This is a genomic window from Mesorhizobium sp. M4B.F.Ca.ET.203.01.1.1 (assembly GCF_004791025.1).
GTDB classification, from domain to species: domain Bacteria; phylum Pseudomonadota; class Alphaproteobacteria; order Rhizobiales; family Rhizobiaceae; genus Mesorhizobium; species Mesorhizobium abyssinicae.
Genome location: NZ_SRUO01000008.1, coordinates 79,447 through 98,201, shown reverse-complemented (window position 1 = coordinate 98,201; position 18,755 = coordinate 79,447). Strand labels below are relative to the sequence as shown.

The following is an 18,755-nucleotide window of genomic DNA, read 5'->3' as shown; positions in this document are numbered from 1 at the left end:
CTCCGCAACGGAGCCTTTATGGACCGGTCAGCACTCAGATATCCAGCACGTCCGCCTCGGCGAATTCGGCGCGTTCCTGGATGAAGCGGAAGCGGGCTTCCGGCTTGGTGCCCATCAGTTCGTCGACCCTGTCCTTGGTCGCCGCCGCGGCTTCGATCACGTCGACCCTGAGCAGCGTGCGCTTCCTCGGGTCCATGGTCGTCTCCTTGAGCTGCGAGGCCATCATCTCGCCCAGGCCCTTGAAGCGGCCGATCTCGACCTTGGCGCGGCCGGTGAATTCGGTGCGCAGCAGCTCGTCCTTGTGCGCGTCGTCGCGGGCATAGGCGACCTTGCCGCCCTGCCGGATCGAATAGAGCGGCGGCACCGCCAGATAGAGATGGCCGCCGTTCACCAGATTCGGCATTTCCTGGTAGAAGAAGGTGATCAGCAGCGACGCGATGTGGGCGCCGTCGACATCGGCGTCGGTCATGATGATGACGCGGTCGTAGCGCAAATCCTCGTCGCGGTATTTGGAGCGCGTGCCGCAGCCGAGCGCCTGAACCAGGTCCGAGATCTGCTGGTTGGCCGCCAGCTTGTCGCTGCCGGCGCTGGCGACGTTGAGGATCTTGCCGCGCAGCGGCAGCACCGCCTGGCTGGCGCGGTCGCGCGCCTGCTTGGCCGAACCGCCGGCGGAATCGCCTTCGACGATGAACAGCTCGGCGCCGGCCGCAGCGTTCTGCGTGCAGTCGGCGAGCTTGCCCGGCAGACGCAGCTTGCGCACCGCGCTCTTGCGCGACACTTCCTTCTCCTGGCGCCGCTTGACGCGCTCGTCGGCGCGCGCGATCACCCAGTCGAGAAGCTTGGAGCCTTCCTGCGGATTGTCGGCCAGCCAGTGGTCGAACGGATCGCGGAGCGCCGTCTCGACGATGCGCATGGCTTCGATCGTCGCCAGCCTGTCCTTGGTCTGGCCGACGAATTCCGGCTCGCGGATGAACACCGACAGCATGCCGGCGGCCGAGATCATGACGTCTTCCGAGGTGATGATCGAGGCGCGCTTGTTGCCGATCAGGTCGGCATAGGCGCGCAAGCCCCTGGTCAGCACGTTGCGGAAGCCGGCCTCGTGCGTGCCACCCTCGGCGGTCGGGATGGTGTTGCAGTAGGAGTTGAGGAAGCCGTCGCCGCCGAACCAGGTCACGGCCCATTCGAGCGAGCCGTGGCCGCCCTGCTTGTCGCTCTTGCCGGCAAAGACTTCGCGCGTGACCTGGAACTCGTCGCCGAGCGTAGCCTTCAGATAATCCTTGAGACCGCCCGGGAAATGGAACTCGGCCTTGGCTGGGGTGGTGTCCTTGCCCTTGATCAGCGAGGGATCGCAGGTCCAGCGGATCTCGACGCCGCCGAACAGATAGGCTTTCGAGCGCGTCATGCGGTAGAGCCGCGCCGGCTCGAAGGCGGCGCCCTTGCCGAAGATCTGCTCGTCGGGATGGAAGCGGGTCCTGGTGCCGCGGCGGTTGTGCACCTCGCCGAGGTGCTCCAGACCGCTCACCGGAATGCCGCGCGAGAAGCGCTGGCGATAGAGCTGGCGCCCGCGCGCGACCTCGACCTCGAGGTGGTCGGACAGCGCGTTGACCACGGAGACGCCGACGCCGTGCAGGCCGCCCGAGGTCTCGTATACCTTGCTGTCGAACTTGCCGCCGGAATGCAGCGTCGTCATGATGACTTCGAGCGCCGGCTTCTTGAATTTGGGGTGCGGATCGACCGGAATGCCGCGTCCGTTGTCGGTGACGGTCAGATAGCCGTCGGCCGAAAGCTCGACATCGATGAAGGTGGCGTGGCCGGCGACCGCCTCGTCCATCGAATTGTCGATGACCTCGGCGAACAGGTGGTGCATCGCCTTGTCGTCGGTGCCGCCAATATACATGCCGGGCCGCCGGCGCACCGGTTCCAGACCCTCCAGCACTTCGATGTCGGCGGCGCTGTAGCCCTCGCTGCCGTCGCGCGAGGCGGCCGGGCGCCTGGCCGCCGCCTGCACCAGGGAGTCTGCAGGGCGCGTGCTGGCGCGAACCGGCTGCGGTTGCTTTTCCAGGTTGCCGAAAAGGTCGTTGTTGTCGTCCATGCTCGCCTAGAGTCCGGTACTGCGAATCACTCCTCGATACTGCCACGCTTTTGACGGGCGAACGAGGTTCCTGTTCCGTTCGGGGTTTGGAGCCCTCTTATCCTAAAACCTTTCGATAACCAAGCCGGCTGAAATAGGTCGAATCCAACGGGTTCGGATACGTGTTTCTTTAACAATAACCCCTAGCGTAAGCCCTAACGAACAAAAGACCACGGGCGTCAGGGGTTTCGCGTGAGGGGCAAGGCCATAACCATGATCGGCATCGCCGCCGTTTTCGGCGCGATCTCGATCTTTGCCGCCGATTTCTGGGTCAAGAGCCAGGCGAGAGCCGATTCCGAAGAGAAAACGGCCTCGATCGTGGTGCCCCAGGCGCCCAAGGTCGAGTTCAAGACCATCGTGGTGGCGAACGCGCCGCTGCGCTACGGCATGCAGCTCGACAAGGCTCAGCTCAACGAAATCCCGTGGCCGCAGGATTCCCTGCCGCAAGGCGCGTTCACCTCCGTCGACGAGTTGCTCAAGGAAGGCAGCCGCGTGGTGCTGTCGCCGATCGAGGTCAACGAGCCGGTGCTGCTCACCAAACTGTCGGGGCCGAACGGCCGCGCGACGCTCTCCAACATGCTGTCGCCGGGGATGCGGGCGGTGACCATCCGCACCGATGAGATCGCCGGCGTCGGCGGCTTCGTGACGCCGGGCGACCGCGTCGATGTCGTGCTGACCCGCGACGCCGGCGATATCCAGGAAGTGGCCAAGAACGCGCAGGGCGCATCCGGCTCGACGATCACGTCCGAGATCGTGGTCGCCGATGCCAAGGTTCTGTCGGTCGGCCAGGGCGCTGACGAACGCCAGACCGAGCCGCAGGTTGCCAATTCCGTGACCCTCGAGGTGACGACCGACGGCGCGAAGCAGGTGGCGCTGGCCCGCACCGTCGGCACGCTGTCGCTGTCGCTCCGCTCGGCCAGCGACAGCAGCGCCGGCACGGACGGTCTCACCACGATCTCGTCCTTCGGCGGTTCGGTGGCGGCAACCGCGGGGGCGGCGGCCGGCTCGCTGTTCAACGCGGTGGCCACGGAGCCTGAGAAGCCGAAGTTCAAGACGATCATCGTGACGCGCGGCACGCAGGCGGAAGAGTACAAGGTGCCTTCGCCGGACCAGCAGCAGCAATAGCCGGTGGGGACCGGCGGGGACAGGGATAATGTTTGGGCTGAACACACATAGCTTGACGCAGGGGCTGCGCCTCGCAGGCGCGCTCGTCGTGGCGGTTGCGCTGGCCGGGGCTGGAGTGCTTGCGTTCGGCGGGCCGGCGCGAGCCGGCAATGACGTCGTCTATGTCTCGGCGACCAAGAACGCCTCGATCAAGGTTGCCAAGGGCAAGCCGCGGACGATCATGACGAGCGCGGCCTTCTACCAGATCGTCATCGGCGATCCGGAGATCGCCAACGTCAACCCGTTGACCGACAAGTCCTTCTATGTGCTCGGCAACAACCTCGGCACCACCGGCATCGCGCTGTTCAACGAGAGCAAGCAGCTGGTCGGCACGATCGACATCGAGGTGACGCTCGACACCGAGCAGCTGGCGAACACCATCCGCGCCAGCGTGCCGGACGCCAAGATCAACGTCGGCTCGGCCAACGGCCGCGTGGTGCTGTCGGGCGAGGCGGACGATGCGGTCGCCGCCGAGAAGGCGAACAAGATCGCCAGCCGTTTTTCCGGCAACGAGGAGGTGATCAACTCGGTCAACATCTCGTCCTCGCAGCAGGTCCAGCTCAACGTCCGCTTCGTCGAGATCAACCGCCAGGCCGGAATTGATCTCGGCGCCAAATACAGCGCCAATTTCGCGTACGGCCTCGGCGGCCGCGACGTGACGATCGATCCGGGAACGATCCCGGCGGCGGGAACCGGCGAGATCATCGGCCGGCTGCTATCCAACGGCGTCTCGATCGACATCGCCATCAAGGCGCTGGAGGAGCGCGGCCTCGCCCGGCGGCTGGCCGAGCCGAACCTGATCGCCCGCTCGGGCCAGACGGCAAGCTTCCTCGCCGGCGGCGAATTTCCGATCCCGGTCTCGGAAGAAAATGGCAAGATCAGCGTCAGCTACAAGAAATACGGCGTCAGCCTCGATTTCACCCCGACCGTGCTGAAGGACGGGCTGGTCAGCCTCGACATCGCGCCGGAAGTGTCGTCGATCGATGCGTCGGCCTCCTACAATATCGGCGAGATCTCGGTGCCGGGCTTCATCGTGCGCCGGGCCAAGACCTCGATCGACCTGAAGAACGGCCAGAGCTTCATGATCGCCGGCCTGCTGCAGTCGCAGAACGACATCACCACGTCGCGCCTTCCAGGTCTCGGCAAGCTGCCGGTGCTGGGTTCGCTGTTCTCGTCCAAGGCCTATCAGCGGCGCGAGACCGATCTGGTGATCATCGTCACGCCCTATCTGGTCAAGCCGGTCGATCCGTCGAAGAAGATGGTCGAGCCGACCGACGGCACGCAGCCGGCCAGCAATTCGGATTATTTCCTCAACAACACCGAGGAAGTGAAGGTTTCCGATTCAAACCGCGCCGTGGCGATGGCCGATGGCCGCGTCACCCAGCCTGCCGCGCCGACGGCCGGGCATTTCCTCGATCTGCCGAAGGATTGAAGCCATGCGTCCGGTTCCGCGACTGATGCTAGCCCTGTTGCTCGCCGGCCTCTGCGGCTGCACCAGCGACGACTATGTGCGCACCGAGGGCGTGTCGCCCGCCGCCGGCAACGCGCAGGCGGCCAATACGGTCATGCAGATGGTCGATCCATGGAAATACGGCGTCCAGAACACCAGGCTGCTGGTGCCGGCGCAGCGCAGCAGCGCGACCGCCAGCGGCGGCGCCGACCAGGCGGCAGGCGAGAAGACGGCGCAGACGAGCACGACAACCAACTGATTTCTTTGACCTGACGGGTTGACGACATGGCAAGCGGCATCAAGAGCAAGAAGATCCTGCTCGTATCCACCGACAGGACGTTCCTGCAGGACACCCGCACGGCGTTCGCCGCCTCGGACGTCATCGAGCTTCTGACGGTCGAGAAGAACGTCACCGAGCTGCGCGGCGAGGTCCAGGAGGCGGATTTCGGCGCGCTGATCGTGGACATGGACGCGGCCAAGCTGGAGGAGATCGAGTCGCTGCAGCGCGTCATGCGCCGGCTGGAGGGCCGCGTGCCGGTCGTCGTGGTCACGCAGGAATTCAACGCCGCGGCGGTGCGCATCCTGGTCCAGCTCCAGGTCGCCGACTTCCTGGTCAAGCCGATCACCACCGCCGACCTGGTGCGTTCCGTGGTGCGGGCGCTGCAAGGGCCGGGGCGCGAGGAAAACACCGAGTCGCAGATCTACACCTTCATGCCCGCCGCCGGCGGCGTCGGCACCACGACGCTGGCGCTGCAGACCGCCTTCCAGCTGCATCATTCGGTGACGCGCGGCGCCTCGACCTGCGTCGTCGACCTCAATTTCCAGCAGGGCGCCTGCGCCGAATATCTCGACCTCGAGCCGCGCTTCGACATCACCGAAATCGAGAACCAGCCTGAGCGGCTCGACCGGCAGCTGCTGGATGTGATGCTGTCCAAGCATGCGAGCGGGCTGTGCGTACTGGCCGCACCGACGCGCCCATCGGAAATGCGCTCCTTCAAGACCGACGTCGTGGTGCGCATGCTCGATCTCGTCTCGGCCTATTTCGACAATGTCGTCATCGACATGCCGCGCACCTGGTTCCCGTGGACCGAGACGGTGCTGCTCGGTTCCAACAAGCTCTACATCGTGGCCGAGATGACGGTGCCGTGCCTGCGCCACACGCAGCGCCTGATCCAGGCGATCTACGAGACCGCCGGCAGGGAAGTGAAGCCGAACGTCATCGTCAACCGCTTCGAGCAGAAGATGTTCGACAACGGCATCAAGCAGGCCGACGTCCAGGACATCCTCGGCGAGCATTTCGTCGGCGGCATCGCGAACAACTACCGGCTGGTGCGCGAAGCCGTGGACCGTGGCGTGCCGCTGCACGACATCGATCCGAACGCCAATGTCGTCAACGATCTCAAGAAGATCATCTTGCCCGAGGAAGCGGTGACGACGACGGTCAAGTCGAAGTCGCTGTTCGGCATCGGCAAGGGTCTCTTGAAGAGGAAGGCCGGATGACCAGCCGCTTTTCAACCCTGCAGAACCGCGACCTGCGTCCCCAGCGCCCGGCCGAGGCCGCTCCGGTCGCGCACCATGCCGTCGTCATCCCGACGACCCGCAAGCCCGTGGCGCCCAAGGCCGAAGCAGCGCCCGGCAAGAACACCAACAAGGTGCTCGACGCGCGTGTGCGCATCCACCGCATGCTGCTGGAGGAGATCAACCTCGTCGCGCTGGAGCGCCTGCCGAAGGACGAGATGCGCCGGCAGGTGCATGAATTCGTCTCGGAAAAGACCCGCCAGGAGCGGATGGCGATCAACACCGCCGAACTCGACGCGCTGGTCGACGACATCGTCGACGAGATGGTCGGCCTCGGCCCGCTGGAGCCGCTGCTCAAGGACCCGGAGATCAACGACATCCTGATCAACGGCCACCAGAACTGCTTCGTCGAAAGGCGCGGCAAGCTGCAGCAGGTGCACATCCCGTTCAAGGATGAGGCGCATCTGCTTCGAATCATAAACAAAATCGTCGCCGCTGTCGGCCGCCGCGTCGATGAATCGGCGCCGATGGTGGACGCGCGCATGCTCGACGGCTCGCGCTTCAACGCAGCCATCCGGCCGGTCGGCGTCGACGGGCCGCTGGTGTCGATCCGGAAATTCTCCAAGAACAAGCTCGGCCTGCACAAGCTGGTCGAGTTCGGCGCCATCACCCAGAACATGGCCGAGGTGCTGGCGGCGGCCGTGCACGCGCGCAAGACCACGATCATCTCGGGCGGCACAGGCACCGGCAAGACGACGATGCTGAACGCGCTGTCGGCCTTCATCCCCGAGGACGAGCGGCTGATCACCATCGAGGACGCGGCCGAACTGCAGCTGCAGCAGCCGCATGTCGCGCGCATGGAGACGCGCCCGGCCAATATCGAAGGCCACGGTGAATTGAAACAGCGCGACCTGGTCAAGAACGCGCTGCGCATGCGTCCCGACCGTGTCATCCTCGGCGAGTGCCGCGGCGAGGAAGCCTTCGACATGCTGCAAGCGATGAACACCGGCCATGAAGGCTCAATGGCGACCATCCACGCCAACACGCCGCGCGACGCCATTTCGCGCCTTGAGCAGATGCTCGGCATGACCGGCATGCCGATGACCGTGCAGTCGATCCGCAGCCAGATCGCCAGCGCCATCGACATCATCGTGCAGTTGACCCGCCTGTCGGACGGCAAGCGCAAGGTGACCAGCGTCGCCGAGGTGACCGGAATGGAAGGCGACGTCATCCAGATGCAGGAGATCTTCCGCTTCGTGCGCACCGGCATGGAGGCCGACGGCAAGATCCTCGGCCATTACGAGGCGACCGGCATCCGCCCGCGTTTCCTCGAGGACCTGCGCGCCATGGGCATCGAATTCCCGGGCAAGTATTTCGAACCCGGCCGTCCGCAGGAGTGAACGGTGTTCGAGGGTTTTAGCGCGATCTACGTCGTCTACGCCGCCGCCGCGCTCACCGGCATCATGATCGCCGAGGCGTGCTACCTGCTTTATGCCGGCCGCAGCGACAAGCGCACGGCCATCAACCGGCGCATGAAGCTGCAGGAGAACAAGATCAGCCAGGAGCAGGTGCTGATCCAGCTGCGCAAGGAACGCGGCCTGGAGGCCGGCGCCTCGGCGTTCTCGCTCGACCGGTTCCGCGCGTTGCGCACCCAGTCCGGCATGACGATGCCCTTGTCCAAGTTCCTGACCATCACCTCCGGCGTGGCGCTGGTGCTGGGCTGCGTGGCCGTCTGGTACGGACTGCCGCTGCTGATGGGCCTTCTCCTGTTTGTCGTGCTGCTGCCGGTGCTGCCGGTCATGGCGATGCGTTTCCAGCGCGGCCGCCGGCTGAAGCGGTTCGGCATGCAGTTGCCGGAGGCGCTGGAACTGATCACGCGCGGCCTCAAGGCCGGCCATCCGGTGCCGGTGGCCATCGCCATGGTGGCGCGCGAGATGCCGGACCCGATCGGTACCGAGTTCGGCGTCATCGCCGACGAGGTGACCTACGGCTCGGACCTGGTGTCGGCGCTGAACTCGCTGTTCGACCGCGTCGGCCACGAAGACCTGCCGCTGTTCGTCACCGCGGTCTCGATCCAGACCAGCTCGGGCGGCAATCTGCGCGAAATCCTGGACGGGCTGTCGTCGACGATCCGCGAGCGCGGCAAGCTGCGCCGAAAGGTGCGCGCGATTTCGACCGAGGGCCGCATGTCCGCCTACATCCTGACGGCGGTGCCGGCGCTGCTGTTCGCCGCCATCATGGTGCTGATGCCGCGGTTCTATCGCGAGGTGTGGGGCGAAGCGAAGACCTGGTACCTGCTGGGCGGCTCGATAACCTGGCTGATGCTGGGCAACGCCATCATGTTCAAGATGTCGAACTTCCGGTTCTGACATGCAGCGCGTGATCGAATTCCTCGCCTCGCTCGCGCCGACCTCGCTGATGCCGGTGGCAGTGCTGCTGCTCCTGCTCGGCGGCAGCGCGGTGGCCTGGCCGCTGGTCGTTGCCAAGGGCGACCGCAACGAGGTCAAGCGCCGGCTGAAGGTCGAGGAGGCGAGCAAACCCGTCGAACAGGCCGAACCGGCGCCGCGCAAGAATTCCAACGCGGTGCGCGAGAAGGCGGTAAAGCGGGCGCAGGAATTCTACGCCAAGAGCGACCCGGAAAATGTCGCGCGGCTGCGCATGAAGCTCATCCAGGCCGGCTACATGGAACCGCGCGCGATCGGCACCTTCTTCCTGATCCGCTTCGCGGCCTTCATCGGTCTGGCTCTCGGCGCCTTCCTGGTCAACCACTGGATGGCCAGCGCCGATTCGACCATGACCAGCCGCTGGAGCTTCGTCATCCTTTCGGGCGCCGCCGGCTACTTCCTGCCCGGCCTGGTGCTGAGCCAGAAGGTGCGCGAGAAGATGCGCGAATACCGCAATGGCTTTCCCGACTTCATGGACCTGATGATCGTCTGCTCCGATGCCGGCATGAGCATGGAGGCCGGCATCGAGCGCGTCTCTAAGGAGCTCGCCAAGACCTATCCGGCACTCAGCCAGAACCTGCAGCTGGTTTCGCTGGAGCTGAGGGCTGGCCGCAGCCTCGACGACGCGTTGAAGGCGCTCGCCGATCGCTTGAGCCTCGACGAGGTGCGCTCCTTCGCAACGCTGCTGCAGCAGTCGAAGGAGTTGGGCACCAGCCTGTCGGGCGCGCTGCGCGTCTTCTCCGACGAAATGCGCCACAAGCGCATGTCGCTCGCCGAGGAAAAGGCGCATGCCTTGCCGGCCAAGATGTCGGTGCCGGTGACGGTGTGCATCCTGCCCGTGGTGCTGATGATCGCCATCATTCCCATCATCGTCAAAATGACGGCGCACTAAGGTTTACGCTCCGCGCCGGTTCTCGGAATCCGCCTAGTTTGGTCGCTTCGCGCCCGTCTCCGACTCCGGCTCGGCCTGACCTGAGTCTCAACAGACCTTGGGTCGAATTGGACCTTTGTTCGAAACCAATTCTTAGGCGCGTTTCGGCACCGAAGGTTAATCGCCCTCTTGTAGAGTGCTTCCTGAAGAACGACCCGGCAAATCGGGCGATGGGGCAGGGGCATGCGTCACAGACTTCCCACGGCAGCGGCCGCACTGGCAGCCGTCTTGATGATCACCGGTTGCACGACCAACAACGCCGTCGACACGACCAAGACGACCGCGATCCAGCCGACGTCCAAGGACGTCAGCGCGTCGGACCTGGCGGAAGGCAAGGCGCAGTTCCGCGAAGCGAATTACGGCCTTGCCGAAAAGCATTTCCGCAAGGCGGTCGAGCTCAAGGCCGACAATGCCGAGGCGTGGATGGGGCTCGCCGCTTCCTATGACGAGCTCGGCCGTTTCGACTTCGCCGACCGCGCCTACGACCAGCTCCTGAAGGTCGCCGGGCGCAAGCCGCAGATCGTCAACAATATGGGCTATTCGCAGCTGCTGCGCGGCAACAAGAAGAAGGCCAGGGTCCTGCTGCTCGAGGCCAAGGCCCACATGGCCGACCAGACCGTCGTCGACGCCAATCTGGCACTGCTGAACAAGAGCTAGAGGCCTTACCAGGCTGGACTGGGTCGTTCCGCTCGAATTCACCGGCTATTCGCCGGTTGGTTTCGCGCTGGCGGACGGCCCGCCTCGTCCGCTGGCTTGTCCGATTCACAACATCGGCGTGCGTCCTCCTTGGGAGGGATCGACACGGGGTCGCAACAGAACTGTTCCAATATAAACCATAACGTTCCTAGTCTTCATATCTGCCATGCCAAGTAGTGGACGCTTTGTAAACCTTGTCTGAAAGTAGGGTCGAAAGGTTAGCGGAAAACGGTGTCGGCGGGCCGCCGTTAACCTAGAATGGGGGTGCAACCGACGACTCCCAAGAGGCTGCGCTCAAGAATGTTGGATTTTAGTTCGCTCCTGCTCGCCGCGGCGCTGTCGGGCACGTGCCTAAGCATAACCATGCTGGCGATCTGGTTCACCGCTCCGCGGGCGCGCTTCGTGCTGACGGTGGCGTGCGGCATCCTCGTGCTCGTTGCGCATGTCGTGCTGTTCTGGCAGTACACCAAAGAGCCCAACCCCTGGCTCTGCCAGGCGGTGCTGGCGCTGCTCAGCCTCGGCTTCCTCATCATCTGCCTGTCGGCCATGCAATATCTGGGTGTCGGCAACCAGGGCAGCGTCGTTGTGCCGACGGTGACGGCCATGGCCGTCTGCGCGCTCGTGACCTATCTCGGCTTTGACGGTGTCGGCTTCATCATCACCTATACGACCGTCACGGCGCTGCTCGCCGTGATCGGGGTGATGTTCTGGACCAAGGGCGGTCACGATCGTCGGATCCTGCTGGTCGTCTCGTTTCTCAGCGGTACCTGTGCGGTGTCCTTCGCGCTATGCGGCGCGATGCTGGCGATCCATGGACAATGGGTGCTCGGCGTGGCGCCCGATAACTGGGCGGAGCGGCTGAATACCGTCGTGGCGGTCGCCTGCATGACCGGTCTCGGCGCGCTGACGCTTTCGCTGCATCATCTGCAGGCGCAGATCGAATTGAAGGCCGAGACGCTGACCGATCCGCTGACAGGGCTGATGAACCGGCGGGCGCTGAACTCGCTCTACGGCGAGCGTGCCTTCGGTCCGTTCATGGCGGTCGTCATGTTCGACCTCGACCATTTCAAGAGGACGAACGACCTGTTCGGCCATCCGGTTGGCGACAAGGTCTTGTGCCGCTTCGCCGCGATCATCAGGAAGTACGGCAGGAACGGCGTCGATGCCTTCCGCCTGGGCGGCGAGGAGTTCGCGCTGGTCATCTCGCGCATGACGGAAGAGAAAGCTTACGATCTTGCCAGCAAGATCGGCGTCGCCTTCGGCGCCGAGGTCGTGCCGACGCCGCGCGGTCCGTTGCGAAGCACCGTCAGTGGCGGCATCGGCTTTGGCGCGGCCGGCGGCAGCAGCCTGGACGAAGTGCTGGCCGAGGCGGACAAGGCGCTCTATGCCGCCAAGCACGCCGGACGGAACCGCGTGCTCGTCCTCGACAAGGAGAGCAAGGCCGGCGGGCCGGCCCTGCGTTCCGCCTGATTGCCGGCCAGGCTACTCGGCGGCGCCCAGATATTCCGACAGCGGCGGGCAGGAGCAGACGAGGTTGCGGTCGCCGGCGACATTGTCGATGCGCGATACCGGCGGCCAGTATTTGGCCGACGTGTCGGCATCGCCGGCGGGATAGGCCGCCTCCAGCCGCGAATAGGGATGCGACCACTCGCCGGCCAGCGCCTCCGCCGCGGTGTGCGGCGCGTTGACCAGCGGGTTGTCGTTGAGCGGCCACTCGCCCTTCGCCACCTTGGCCGCCTCGCCGGCGATGGCAATCATCGCCTCGCAGAAGCGGTCGAGCTCGCGCTTGGGCTCGGACTCGGTCGGCTCCACCATCAGCGTGCCGGCGACCGGGAACGACATGGTCGGCGCGTGGAAGCCGTAGTCGATCAGGCGCTTGGCGATGTCATCGACGCTGATGCCGGCGCTCTCCTTGAGCACGCGGGTGTCGAGGATGCACTCGTGGGCGATGCGATCGTGCCTGCCCTTGTAGAGGAGCGGGAAGTGCGGCGCGAGCCGTGTCGCCACATAGTTGGCCGAGATGATGGCGGTCTCGGTAGCCTGCTTCAGTCCGGAAGCGCCCATCATGCGGATGTACATCCAGGTGATCGGCAGGATGGACGCGCTGCCGAAGGGTGCTGCCGCCACCGCATGCGCAGAGCCTTCAGTGACATGACCCGGCAGATAGGGTTTCAGGTGGGCCTTGACGCCGATCGGGCCGACGCCGGGGCCGCCTCCGCCATGCGGGATGCAGAAGGTCTTGTGCAGGTTCATATGGCAGACGTCGGCGCCGATGTCGGCGGGACGGGCAAGGGCGACCAGGGCGTTGAGGTTGGCGCCATCGAAATAGACCTGGCCGCCATGTTCGTGGATGAGGGCGCAGAGGTGGCGCGCGCCTTCCTCGTAAACGCCATGCGTCGAGGGATAGGTGAACATCAGCGCCGCGAGATTTTTGGAATGCTCGTTGGCCTTGGCCCTCATATCGTCCATGTCGATATTGCCGTCCTCCAGGCAGCGCACGACGACGACGCTCATTCCCGCCATAGCCGCGCTTGCCGGATTGGTGCCATGCGCGGAGGAGGGGATCAGGCATACGGTGCGATGGCTTTCGCCGCGCGAGCGGTGATAGGCGCGGATGGCGAGCAGCCCGGCATATTCGCCCTGGCTGCCGGCATTGGGCTGCAGGCTGACCGCGTCGAAGCCGGTGATCTCCGACAGCCAGCCCTCCAGTTCGCCGACCATGGCGCGATACCCCGCCGAATGGCTGGCAGGCGCGAAGGGATGCAGGTTGGCGACGCTAGGCCAGCTGACCGGCATCATTTCGGCCGCAGCGTTGAGCTTCATGGTGCAGGATCCCAGCGGGATCATGGCGCGGTCGAGCGCAAGGTCTTTGTCGGCCAGCCGGCGCAGGAAGCGCATCATGTCGGTCTCGGAGTGGTTCTCGTGGAAGACCGGCTGGGTCAAAAACTCCTTGCCGCGCGGTTTTCCCGGTACGGTGCGATCGGCCGCTGCGGCGGCCTTGGCGGCGAACAGCGCGGCGATCGCCTCGAGGTCGGCCTCGGTCGAGGTTTCGTCGAAGGCGACGCCGACATGGTCGGCGTCGATGACGCGCAGCAGCCGGCCGATCTTCTCGGCGGCGGCGGCGATCGATTTCGCCTTGCCCTTCACTTCGACCGTCACCGTGTCGAAGTGGCTGGCGCCGAGCACGGAAACGCCCGATGCGGTTAGGCCGGCGGCCAGGCGGCTGGCGAGCCCATGGATGCGCTCGGCGATCGCCTGCAGGCCGGCGGGACCATGCCAGATCGCATAGGCGGTCGCCATGTTGGCGAGCAGCGCCTGGGCGGTGCAGATGTTGGAGGTCGCCTTGTCGCGGCGGATGTGCTGCTCGCGCGTCTGCAGCGCCAGCCGGTAACCGGGACGCCCCTTGCTGTCGGTCGACTGGCCGACGAGGCGGCCAGGCATCAGCCGGGTCAACTTGTCGGAAACGGCGCAATAGGCGGCATGCGGGCCGCCAAAACCCATCGGCACGCCGAAGCGCTGCATCGGGCCAACGGCGATGTCGGCGCCGAGCTTGGCTGGCGTGTCGGTCAGCGTCAGGCCGAGCGGATCGGCGATGAAGATGACCAGCGCGCCGGTGGCGCGGGCTTTCTCGATCGCCGCCTTGTGGTCGCCGTAGACGCCGAACGTGTCGGGCCAGGAAACGAGAAGAGCGGCGGTGTTGTCGTCGATCGTCTCGCCGTCGACCTCGGTGCCGAGCGGCTCGGCGCGGGTGCGCACGACGTCCAGCGTCTGCGGGTGCGGCGTGCCGGCAAGCGCCACCTTGGTGCGCTTGTCGCGATGATGGCGCAGCGCAATGCCGACGGCTTCGGCGACGGCTGTCGCCTCATCGAGCAGCGAGGCCGACGCCACCGGCAGGCCGGTCAATTCGGTGACCAGGGTCTGGAAGTTGAACAGCATTTCCAGCCGGCCCTGGCTGATCTCGGCCTGGTAGGGCGTGTAGGCGGTGTACCAGGCCGGGTTCTCGAACAGGTTGCGCTGGATGACCGGCGGCACGTGGACGCCGTGATAGCCGGTGCCGATGAAGCTCTTCAGCACCTTGTTCTTCGCCATCGTCGCAGACAATTCGGCCAGCGCCTCGGCTTCGCTGGCCGGCGCGGGCAGGGTCAGCGGCAGGTCGAGGCGGATCGATCTCGGCACGGCCTGGCTGATCAGCGTCTCGACCGACGGAACGCCGATCACGGCCAGCATCGCTCGGACATCGTTGAGGCCGGGGCCGATATGGCGGGCCGAGAAGGGGTATGGTGCTGCGGTCATCGTAACTGTCCTGCTTTTCAGCCGATATGGGCTTTGTAGGCGGCCTCATCCAGCAGGCCTTCGAGCTGGCTTTCGTTGGAAAGCCTCATCTTCCACAGCCAGCCGTCGCCGGTGGCGGCCGAATTGACCAGCGAGGGGTCCGACGAGAGCGAGCTGTTGGCCTCGGTGATCTCGCCGTCGACCGGCGCATAGACGTCGGATGCCGCCTTGACAGACTCGACCACGACGGCGGTGTCGCCCTTGGTCAGCTTGCGGCCGGTTTCCGGCAATTCGACGAAGACGAGATCGCCGAGCTGCTCTTGTGCATAGTCGGTTATGCCGACCGTGGCGACGCCGCCCTCGACACGGAGCCATTCATGGTCTTCGGTGAAATAGGTTTTTGCCATCGGGACTTATCCTTTGCGGTAGCGATGAGGTGTGAAGGGCAAGGGGTTGATATCGATCGGGATTTTCGCCCCGCGCACATCGGCGAACAGTTTTGTTCCGGGCTTGGCCAGTGCTGTGTTGACATAGCCCATGGCAACCGGATGGCCAGCCGAGGGGCCGAAACCGCCCGATGTGACATGGCCGGCCCGATTGCCGTCGGCGTCGAACAGGGCAGCGCCCGCACGCACCGGCTGGCGGCCCTCCGGCTTCAGCCCGACACGTTTCTGCGCCGGGCCGCGCTCCAGGATGGCGCGCAGCGCGTCGGCGCCGATGAAGGAGCCGGTCGCCCGGATGTCCTTGGGGATGGCCCACATCAGGCCGGCGCTGGTCGGGTCGAATTCCTCGGTGATGTCCTGGCCGTGGAGGCAGAGCCCCGCTTCCAGCCGCAGACTGTCGCGAGCTGCAAGGCCGATCCAAGCGACGCGCTCGTCCTTGAGCAATGTCGCGACCAGATCCCGCGCATCCGCTTCCGGCAGACCGATCTCGAAGCCGTCCTCGCCGGTGTAGCCGGAACGGCTCATGAACCAGTTTTGGCGCGGCTCGATGCCGTGCATGAACAGCAGCGAGCCGGTCTCGATGCCGGCGCGGGCGAGGGCGGCCCAGGCCTCGGGACCCTGGATGGCGAGGAAGACGCGGTCGAGCGCATCCACCTTTGCCTCGAAATCCCCGGCCAGTGCCCGCAGATGCTTCTCGTCGACGGCTGCGTTGCCGGCATTGGCGACGACCATGAAGCGGTCGTCGCCAAGCCTGGTGATGATGAGGTCGTCGATGATGCCGGCGGCCTCGTTGAGGAAGAAGGTGTATTTCGACTGGGAAATCTCAAGCGCGCCGGCATCGAGCGGGCAGGCGCGGTTGAGCAGGGCAATCGCGCCCGGGCCGCTAACCAGGAACAGCTTCATGTGCGAAATGTCGAACAGGCCGGCATGCTCGCGGGTGTGAAGGTGCTCCTTCATCACCCCGGCAGGATAGGTGAGCGGCATCGACCAGCCGGCGAACGCACCAAAGCGCGCGCCAGCAGCCGTATGCAGATCTTCGAGGGGTAGGTGTTTGGTTTCGTCGCCCGTCATGTCATCTCCAGAGTCGCACGCAATCGGCCGCTGATGGCGACCAGTCCGTGCCCCTCTGTCTGAAGCCTGAGAGACTCGCGCCCCGTAACTCTGTCGGCAGCGCTTACACCTTCGGCGCGGGGCACGAGCCCCGACTTTCCAGAGTGTCTTTCCCGTCTACGGTTCTTTTGCCTGAGAGATTTCGGGCGATTTCCCCTTCGGCGGCAGCTCTCGCTGCTCTCTCCCGCAAACAGGTAGGACTCAGGGTTGAGCCCTCGACTCCTCATCCATAGCCCGTCAACGACACCTTGTCACCTGCCTGCGACATCTTGCTGACAAGTCTTCGCTAACCACGCGGTTTGCCGGTTTTTCAAGACACTGCTGGTATGTTGGTCGAAACGACCTTTGGGTCCGGCTAAGGCCGGCGGCGACGGGGACAAAAATGGGCGAACTGATCATGAGCGCTCCGGTGGCGGGGCTGACCTCCAAGAACCGAATCACGGCCGAAGACGTGGTGATGCTGCGCCGCGAAGTATTTGGTGACGGCGTGGTAAGCCGTGGCGAGGCCGAGGCGCTGTTCGCGCTCGACCAGACGGCGCGCGACAAATGCCAGGAATGGCCGGCGTTCTTCGTCGAGGCGGTCACCGATTACATCGTCCACCAGGAAAAGCCGACGGGCTATATCTCCGAGGACAATGCCGACTGGCTGATCCGGACGATCTCGCGCGACGGCATGGTCGACAGCCTGACCGAGCTCGAGCTCCTGGTGCATGTGCTGGAGAAAGCCAAATCGTCGCCCAGCCGGCTTTCCGCCTATGCGCTGGAGCAGGTCTCGCATGCGGTGGTCGACGGCAAGGGGCCGCTGATGCTGGGCGGCCAACTGGTTCCGGGATTGGTGGCCAAGGCCGAAGTCGACCTGTTGCGCCGCATCCTCTACGCCTACGGCGGCGACGGCAATATCGCGATAACCCGCGCCGAGGCAGACGTGCTGTTCAGGATCAACGAGAGCACGGCGGTGGCCAGCAACGATCCGTCCTGGAACGAACTGTTCGTGAAGGCGATCGCCAACTTCGTCATGTGCTCGGCCGGCTACGAAGCGCCGACGCGGGATGTGGCGCTGCGCCAGGAGAACTTCCTCGATGCGGGCGAGCCGAACATCGGCGGCTTCTTCGGCCGCATGGTTTCCGGCGGGCTTGCCGGCATCATGGAGGCCTACCGCTCGCCCGACGATATCGAGGCCGATTGGGAAGCCAGGAACCGGGCCGTCGAGGCAATGGCCCGCCGCGCCGAGACGGTCGACGCCGGCGAAGCGAAGTGGCTGGCGGAGCGGATCGGCCCGAACCGGCCGCTCAGCGAGAACGAGCGCGCGCTGCTGACGCTGATCAAGCACGCCTCGCCGGAAATCCATCCGGCACTGAAGCCGCTGCTGGATAAGGTCGCCTAGGCGGCGACCGTCCTGCAGAGAATGATGTTGGAATGGCCTTCGGGCCACCCGGCGAATTCGCCCATACGCTCGAAGCCCGCCCTCTCGTAGAGACCCGGTGCCTGGAAGTCGTGCGTTGCGACCCAGATGCGTCGAACTCCTCTCGCGGAAGCCTCGGCTACGAAGGCATCGAGCAGCTTACTGCCATGGCCAAGACCTCGACAGGCCTCGTCGACCCACATCAGCTTTAGTTCGGCGATCCCCGCCCAGGAATGGCCCGCAGCGATGCCAATCGGGCGTCCGGCTGTGTCCCGCAGCAGAAAGACTAGGCCGCGATCATCGTCGCGGCCTGTCAGACGCCGGTTGTCGCCGTCGAGACGTTCCTCAATGGCGTTGAGCTCGGTCGGCGCAAGATCGTGCTCAGCCCGCAGGCGAGGAAAATCAAATGCCGCCGTACCAGTCGTAGCCATTGTCTTCCCAGTAGCCGCCGCGGCCGCCGCCGATCGCGGCGAAGCTGTCGACCAGTTCGATCTTGTAGAGATACTTCGGCATCTTGTAGCCAAGCTGGCGCTCGACGCGTACGCGCAGCGGCGCGCCGTTCTCGACCGGCAGCGGCTTGCCGTTGACGCCGTAGGCGAGGATCGTCTGCGGGTGGCGGGCATCGATCAGGTCGATGGTGCCGTAATATTTGACGTCGCCCGAGAGGCTGCGGTCGATCGTGTCGAGGCAGTGGAACATCACATACCGGGCCTGGGGTTTCACCACCGCCTGGTCGAGAACTAGGGACAGCGGCGTGCCGGTCCATTTGGCGATGCAGCTCCAGCCCTCGACGCAGTCGTGGCGAGTGATCTGGGTGCGGCTCGGCATATTCTGCAGCTGCTCGCGGGTCAGCGACAGCGGTTTCTCGACAAGGCCGGAGACCTCGAGGCGCCAGTCGGCGAAGTTGTTGGCAAGCAGGCCCTTATAGGTGTCGTCGTCGGGGGCGGTGACGCCGTTCGGCCGCTGCGGCTGGCGGATATCGGCCTCGGTGAACTCCTGCGCCAGCGCGTCGCGGCCGGCGAGCAGGCGCTGGGCCCGGTATGTCAGGCCATTGGCATTCTCGAGGAAGCTGCGCAGACCGCCGCCGATGCCGAGCCCGCCGTCGAAGGCATCGCAGCCCGACAGCGCGATGCCGGACAGGCCGAGACTGGCGGAGGTGAGGAATTTCCTGCGGTTGATTTGAAACTTGGCCAT

At 65.2% G+C, this 18,755-nt stretch carries 16 protein-coding genes and 1 riboswitch; of the genes, 10 read left to right on the top strand and 6 right to left on the bottom strand.

The window, feature by feature from the left end:
• Positions 1-34 precede the first annotated feature (34 nt).
• Positions 35-2,092, bottom strand: coding sequence for a DNA topoisomerase IV subunit B (gene parE / locus EN846_RS18860; protein ID WP_135913944.1), 2,058 nt, complete (start codon positions 2,090-2,092; stop codon positions 35-37).
• 231 nt (positions 2,093-2,323) lie between these two features.
• On the opposite strand from parE, the gene cpaB reads away from it, so the two are divergent.
• From cpaB to EN846_RS18815, 9 genes are all read left to right on the top strand, one after another.
• Complete coding sequence (gene cpaB / locus EN846_RS18855) at positions 2,324-3,256, top strand: Flp pilus assembly protein CpaB (RefSeq protein WP_245493463.1); 933 nt, start codon at positions 2,324-2,326, stop codon at positions 3,254-3,256.
• 28 nt (positions 3,257-3,284) lie between these two features.
• Positions 3,285-4,727, top strand: a complete 1,443-nt coding sequence (locus EN846_RS18850; protein ID WP_127391510.1) for a type II and III secretion system protein family protein — start codon at positions 3,285-3,287, stop codon at positions 4,725-4,727.
• Positions 4,728-4,731: 4 nt separating this feature from the next.
• A complete protein-coding gene (locus tag EN846_RS18845; RefSeq protein ID WP_127391509.1) occupies positions 4,732-5,004 on the top strand; it encodes a hypothetical protein in 273 nt (90 codons plus the stop codon).
• A 26-nt stretch (positions 5,005-5,030) separates the two neighbouring features.
• Positions 5,031-6,245 carry a response regulator gene (locus EN846_RS18840; protein WP_127310889.1) on the top strand — a complete coding sequence of 405 codons (1,215 nt, stop codon included), beginning with the start codon at positions 5,031-5,033 and terminating at the stop codon, positions 6,243-6,245.
• Complete coding sequence (locus EN846_RS18835; protein WP_127285763.1) at positions 6,242-7,663, top strand: CpaF family protein; 1,422 nt, start codon at positions 6,242-6,244, stop codon at positions 7,661-7,663. The genes EN846_RS18840 and EN846_RS18835 overlap by 4 nt, the downstream gene beginning before the upstream one ends.
• A 3-nt stretch (positions 7,664-7,666) precedes the next feature.
• Positions 7,667-8,632 (top strand): type II secretion system F family protein, encoded by a 966-nt coding sequence (locus tag EN846_RS18830; RefSeq protein WP_127285764.1) that lies wholly within the window; start codon positions 7,667-7,669, stop codon positions 8,630-8,632.
• 1 nt (position 8,633) lies between these two features.
• Positions 8,634-9,599, top strand: a complete 966-nt coding sequence (locus EN846_RS18825; protein WP_127285765.1) for a type II secretion system F family protein — start codon at positions 8,634-8,636, stop codon at positions 9,597-9,599.
• A 222-nt stretch (positions 9,600-9,821) separates the two neighbouring features.
• A complete protein-coding gene (locus EN846_RS18820) occupies positions 9,822-10,295 on the top strand; it encodes a tetratricopeptide repeat protein (RefSeq protein ID WP_127285766.1) in 474 nt (157 codons plus the stop codon).
• A gap of 339 nt (positions 10,296-10,634) precedes the next feature.
• Positions 10,635-11,804 carry a GGDEF domain-containing protein gene (locus EN846_RS18815; RefSeq protein WP_127391508.1) on the top strand — a complete coding sequence of 390 codons (1,170 nt, stop codon included), beginning with the start codon at positions 10,635-10,637 and terminating at the stop codon, positions 11,802-11,804.
• Positions 11,805-11,816: 12 nt separating this feature from the next.
• Here EN846_RS18815 and gcvP read toward each other — a convergent pair whose 3' ends face one another.
• Genes gcvP through gcvT form a run of 3 tightly spaced genes read right to left on the bottom strand, consistent with a single transcriptional unit; the run spans position 11,817 to position 16,120 of the window.
• Entirely contained in the window at positions 11,817-14,627 is a 2,811-nt protein-coding gene (gene gcvP / locus EN846_RS18810; RefSeq protein ID WP_127391507.1) for an aminomethyl-transferring glycine dehydrogenase, read from the bottom strand.
• Positions 14,628-14,644: 17 nt separating this feature from the next.
• Entirely contained in the window at positions 14,645-15,013 is a 369-nt protein-coding gene (gcvH, locus tag EN846_RS18805) for a glycine cleavage system protein GcvH (protein WP_127287394.1), read from the bottom strand.
• A gap of 6 nt (positions 15,014-15,019) precedes the next feature.
• Positions 15,020-16,120 (bottom strand): glycine cleavage system aminomethyltransferase GcvT, encoded by a 1,101-nt coding sequence (gcvT, locus tag EN846_RS18800; RefSeq protein ID WP_127391506.1) that lies wholly within the window; start codon positions 16,118-16,120, stop codon positions 15,020-15,022.
• Between the two features lie 149 nt (positions 16,121-16,269).
• Positions 16,270-16,356: riboswitch (glycine riboswitch) on the bottom strand.
• 185 nt (positions 16,357-16,541) lie between these two features.
• On the opposite strand from gcvT, the gene EN846_RS18795 reads away from it, so the two are divergent.
• A complete protein-coding gene (locus EN846_RS18795; RefSeq protein ID WP_128346878.1) occupies positions 16,542-17,543 on the top strand; it encodes a hypothetical protein in 1,002 nt (333 codons plus the stop codon).
• On the opposite strand, the gene EN846_RS18790 is transcribed toward EN846_RS18795, so the two are convergent.
• Both EN846_RS18790 and EN846_RS18785 read right to left on the bottom strand, forming a co-directional pair.
• On the bottom strand, positions 17,540-17,992 hold the full coding sequence (locus EN846_RS18790) for a GNAT family N-acetyltransferase (protein WP_127391867.1): 453 nt from the start codon (positions 17,990-17,992) through the stop codon (positions 17,540-17,542). The genes EN846_RS18795 and EN846_RS18790 overlap by 4 nt on opposite strands.
• On the bottom strand, positions 17,964-18,755 hold the full coding sequence (locus EN846_RS18785; RefSeq protein ID WP_127286471.1) for a molybdopterin-binding protein: 792 nt from the start codon (positions 18,753-18,755) through the stop codon (positions 17,964-17,966). The genes EN846_RS18790 and EN846_RS18785 overlap by 29 nt, the downstream gene beginning before the upstream one ends.

Coding starts and splice junctions, on each gene's coding strand:
- EN846_RS18815 (WP_127391508.1), top strand. CDS start 10,635: ATGTTGGATTTTAGTTCGCTCCTGCTCGCCGCGGCGCTGTCGGGCACG.
- gcvP (WP_127391507.1), bottom strand. CDS start 14,627: ATGACCGCAGCACCATACCCCTTCTCGGCCCGCCATATCGGCCCCGGC.
- EN846_RS18835 (WP_127285763.1), top strand. CDS start 6,242: ATGACCAGCCGCTTTTCAACCCTGCAGAACCGCGACCTGCGTCCCCAG.
- EN846_RS18850 (WP_127391510.1), top strand. CDS start 3,285: ATGTTTGGGCTGAACACACATAGCTTGACGCAGGGGCTGCGCCTCGCA.
- gcvT (WP_127391506.1), bottom strand. CDS start 16,120: ATGACGGGCGACGAAACCAAACACCTACCCCTCGAAGATCTGCATACG.
- parE (WP_135913944.1), bottom strand. CDS start 2,092: ATGGACGACAACAACGACCTTTTCGGCAACCTGGAAAAGCAACCGCAG.
- EN846_RS18785 (WP_127286471.1), bottom strand. CDS start 18,755: ATGGCCAAGTTTCAAATCAACCGCAGGAAATTCCTCACCTCCGCCAGT.
- EN846_RS18820 (WP_127285766.1), top strand. CDS start 9,822: ATGCGTCACAGACTTCCCACGGCAGCGGCCGCACTGGCAGCCGTCTTG.
- gcvH (WP_127287394.1), bottom strand. CDS start 15,013: ATGGCAAAAACCTATTTCACCGAAGACCATGAATGGCTCCGTGTCGAG.
- EN846_RS18795 (WP_128346878.1), top strand. CDS start 16,542: ATGGGCGAACTGATCATGAGCGCTCCGGTGGCGGGGCTGACCTCCAAG.
- EN846_RS18845 (WP_127391509.1), top strand. CDS start 4,732: ATGCGTCCGGTTCCGCGACTGATGCTAGCCCTGTTGCTCGCCGGCCTC.
- EN846_RS18790 (WP_127391867.1), bottom strand. CDS start 17,992: ATGGCTACGACTGGTACGGCGGCATTTGATTTTCCTCGCCTGCGGGCT.
- EN846_RS18840 (WP_127310889.1), top strand. CDS start 5,031: ATGGCAAGCGGCATCAAGAGCAAGAAGATCCTGCTCGTATCCACCGAC.
- EN846_RS18825 (WP_127285765.1), top strand. CDS start 8,634: ATGCAGCGCGTGATCGAATTCCTCGCCTCGCTCGCGCCGACCTCGCTG.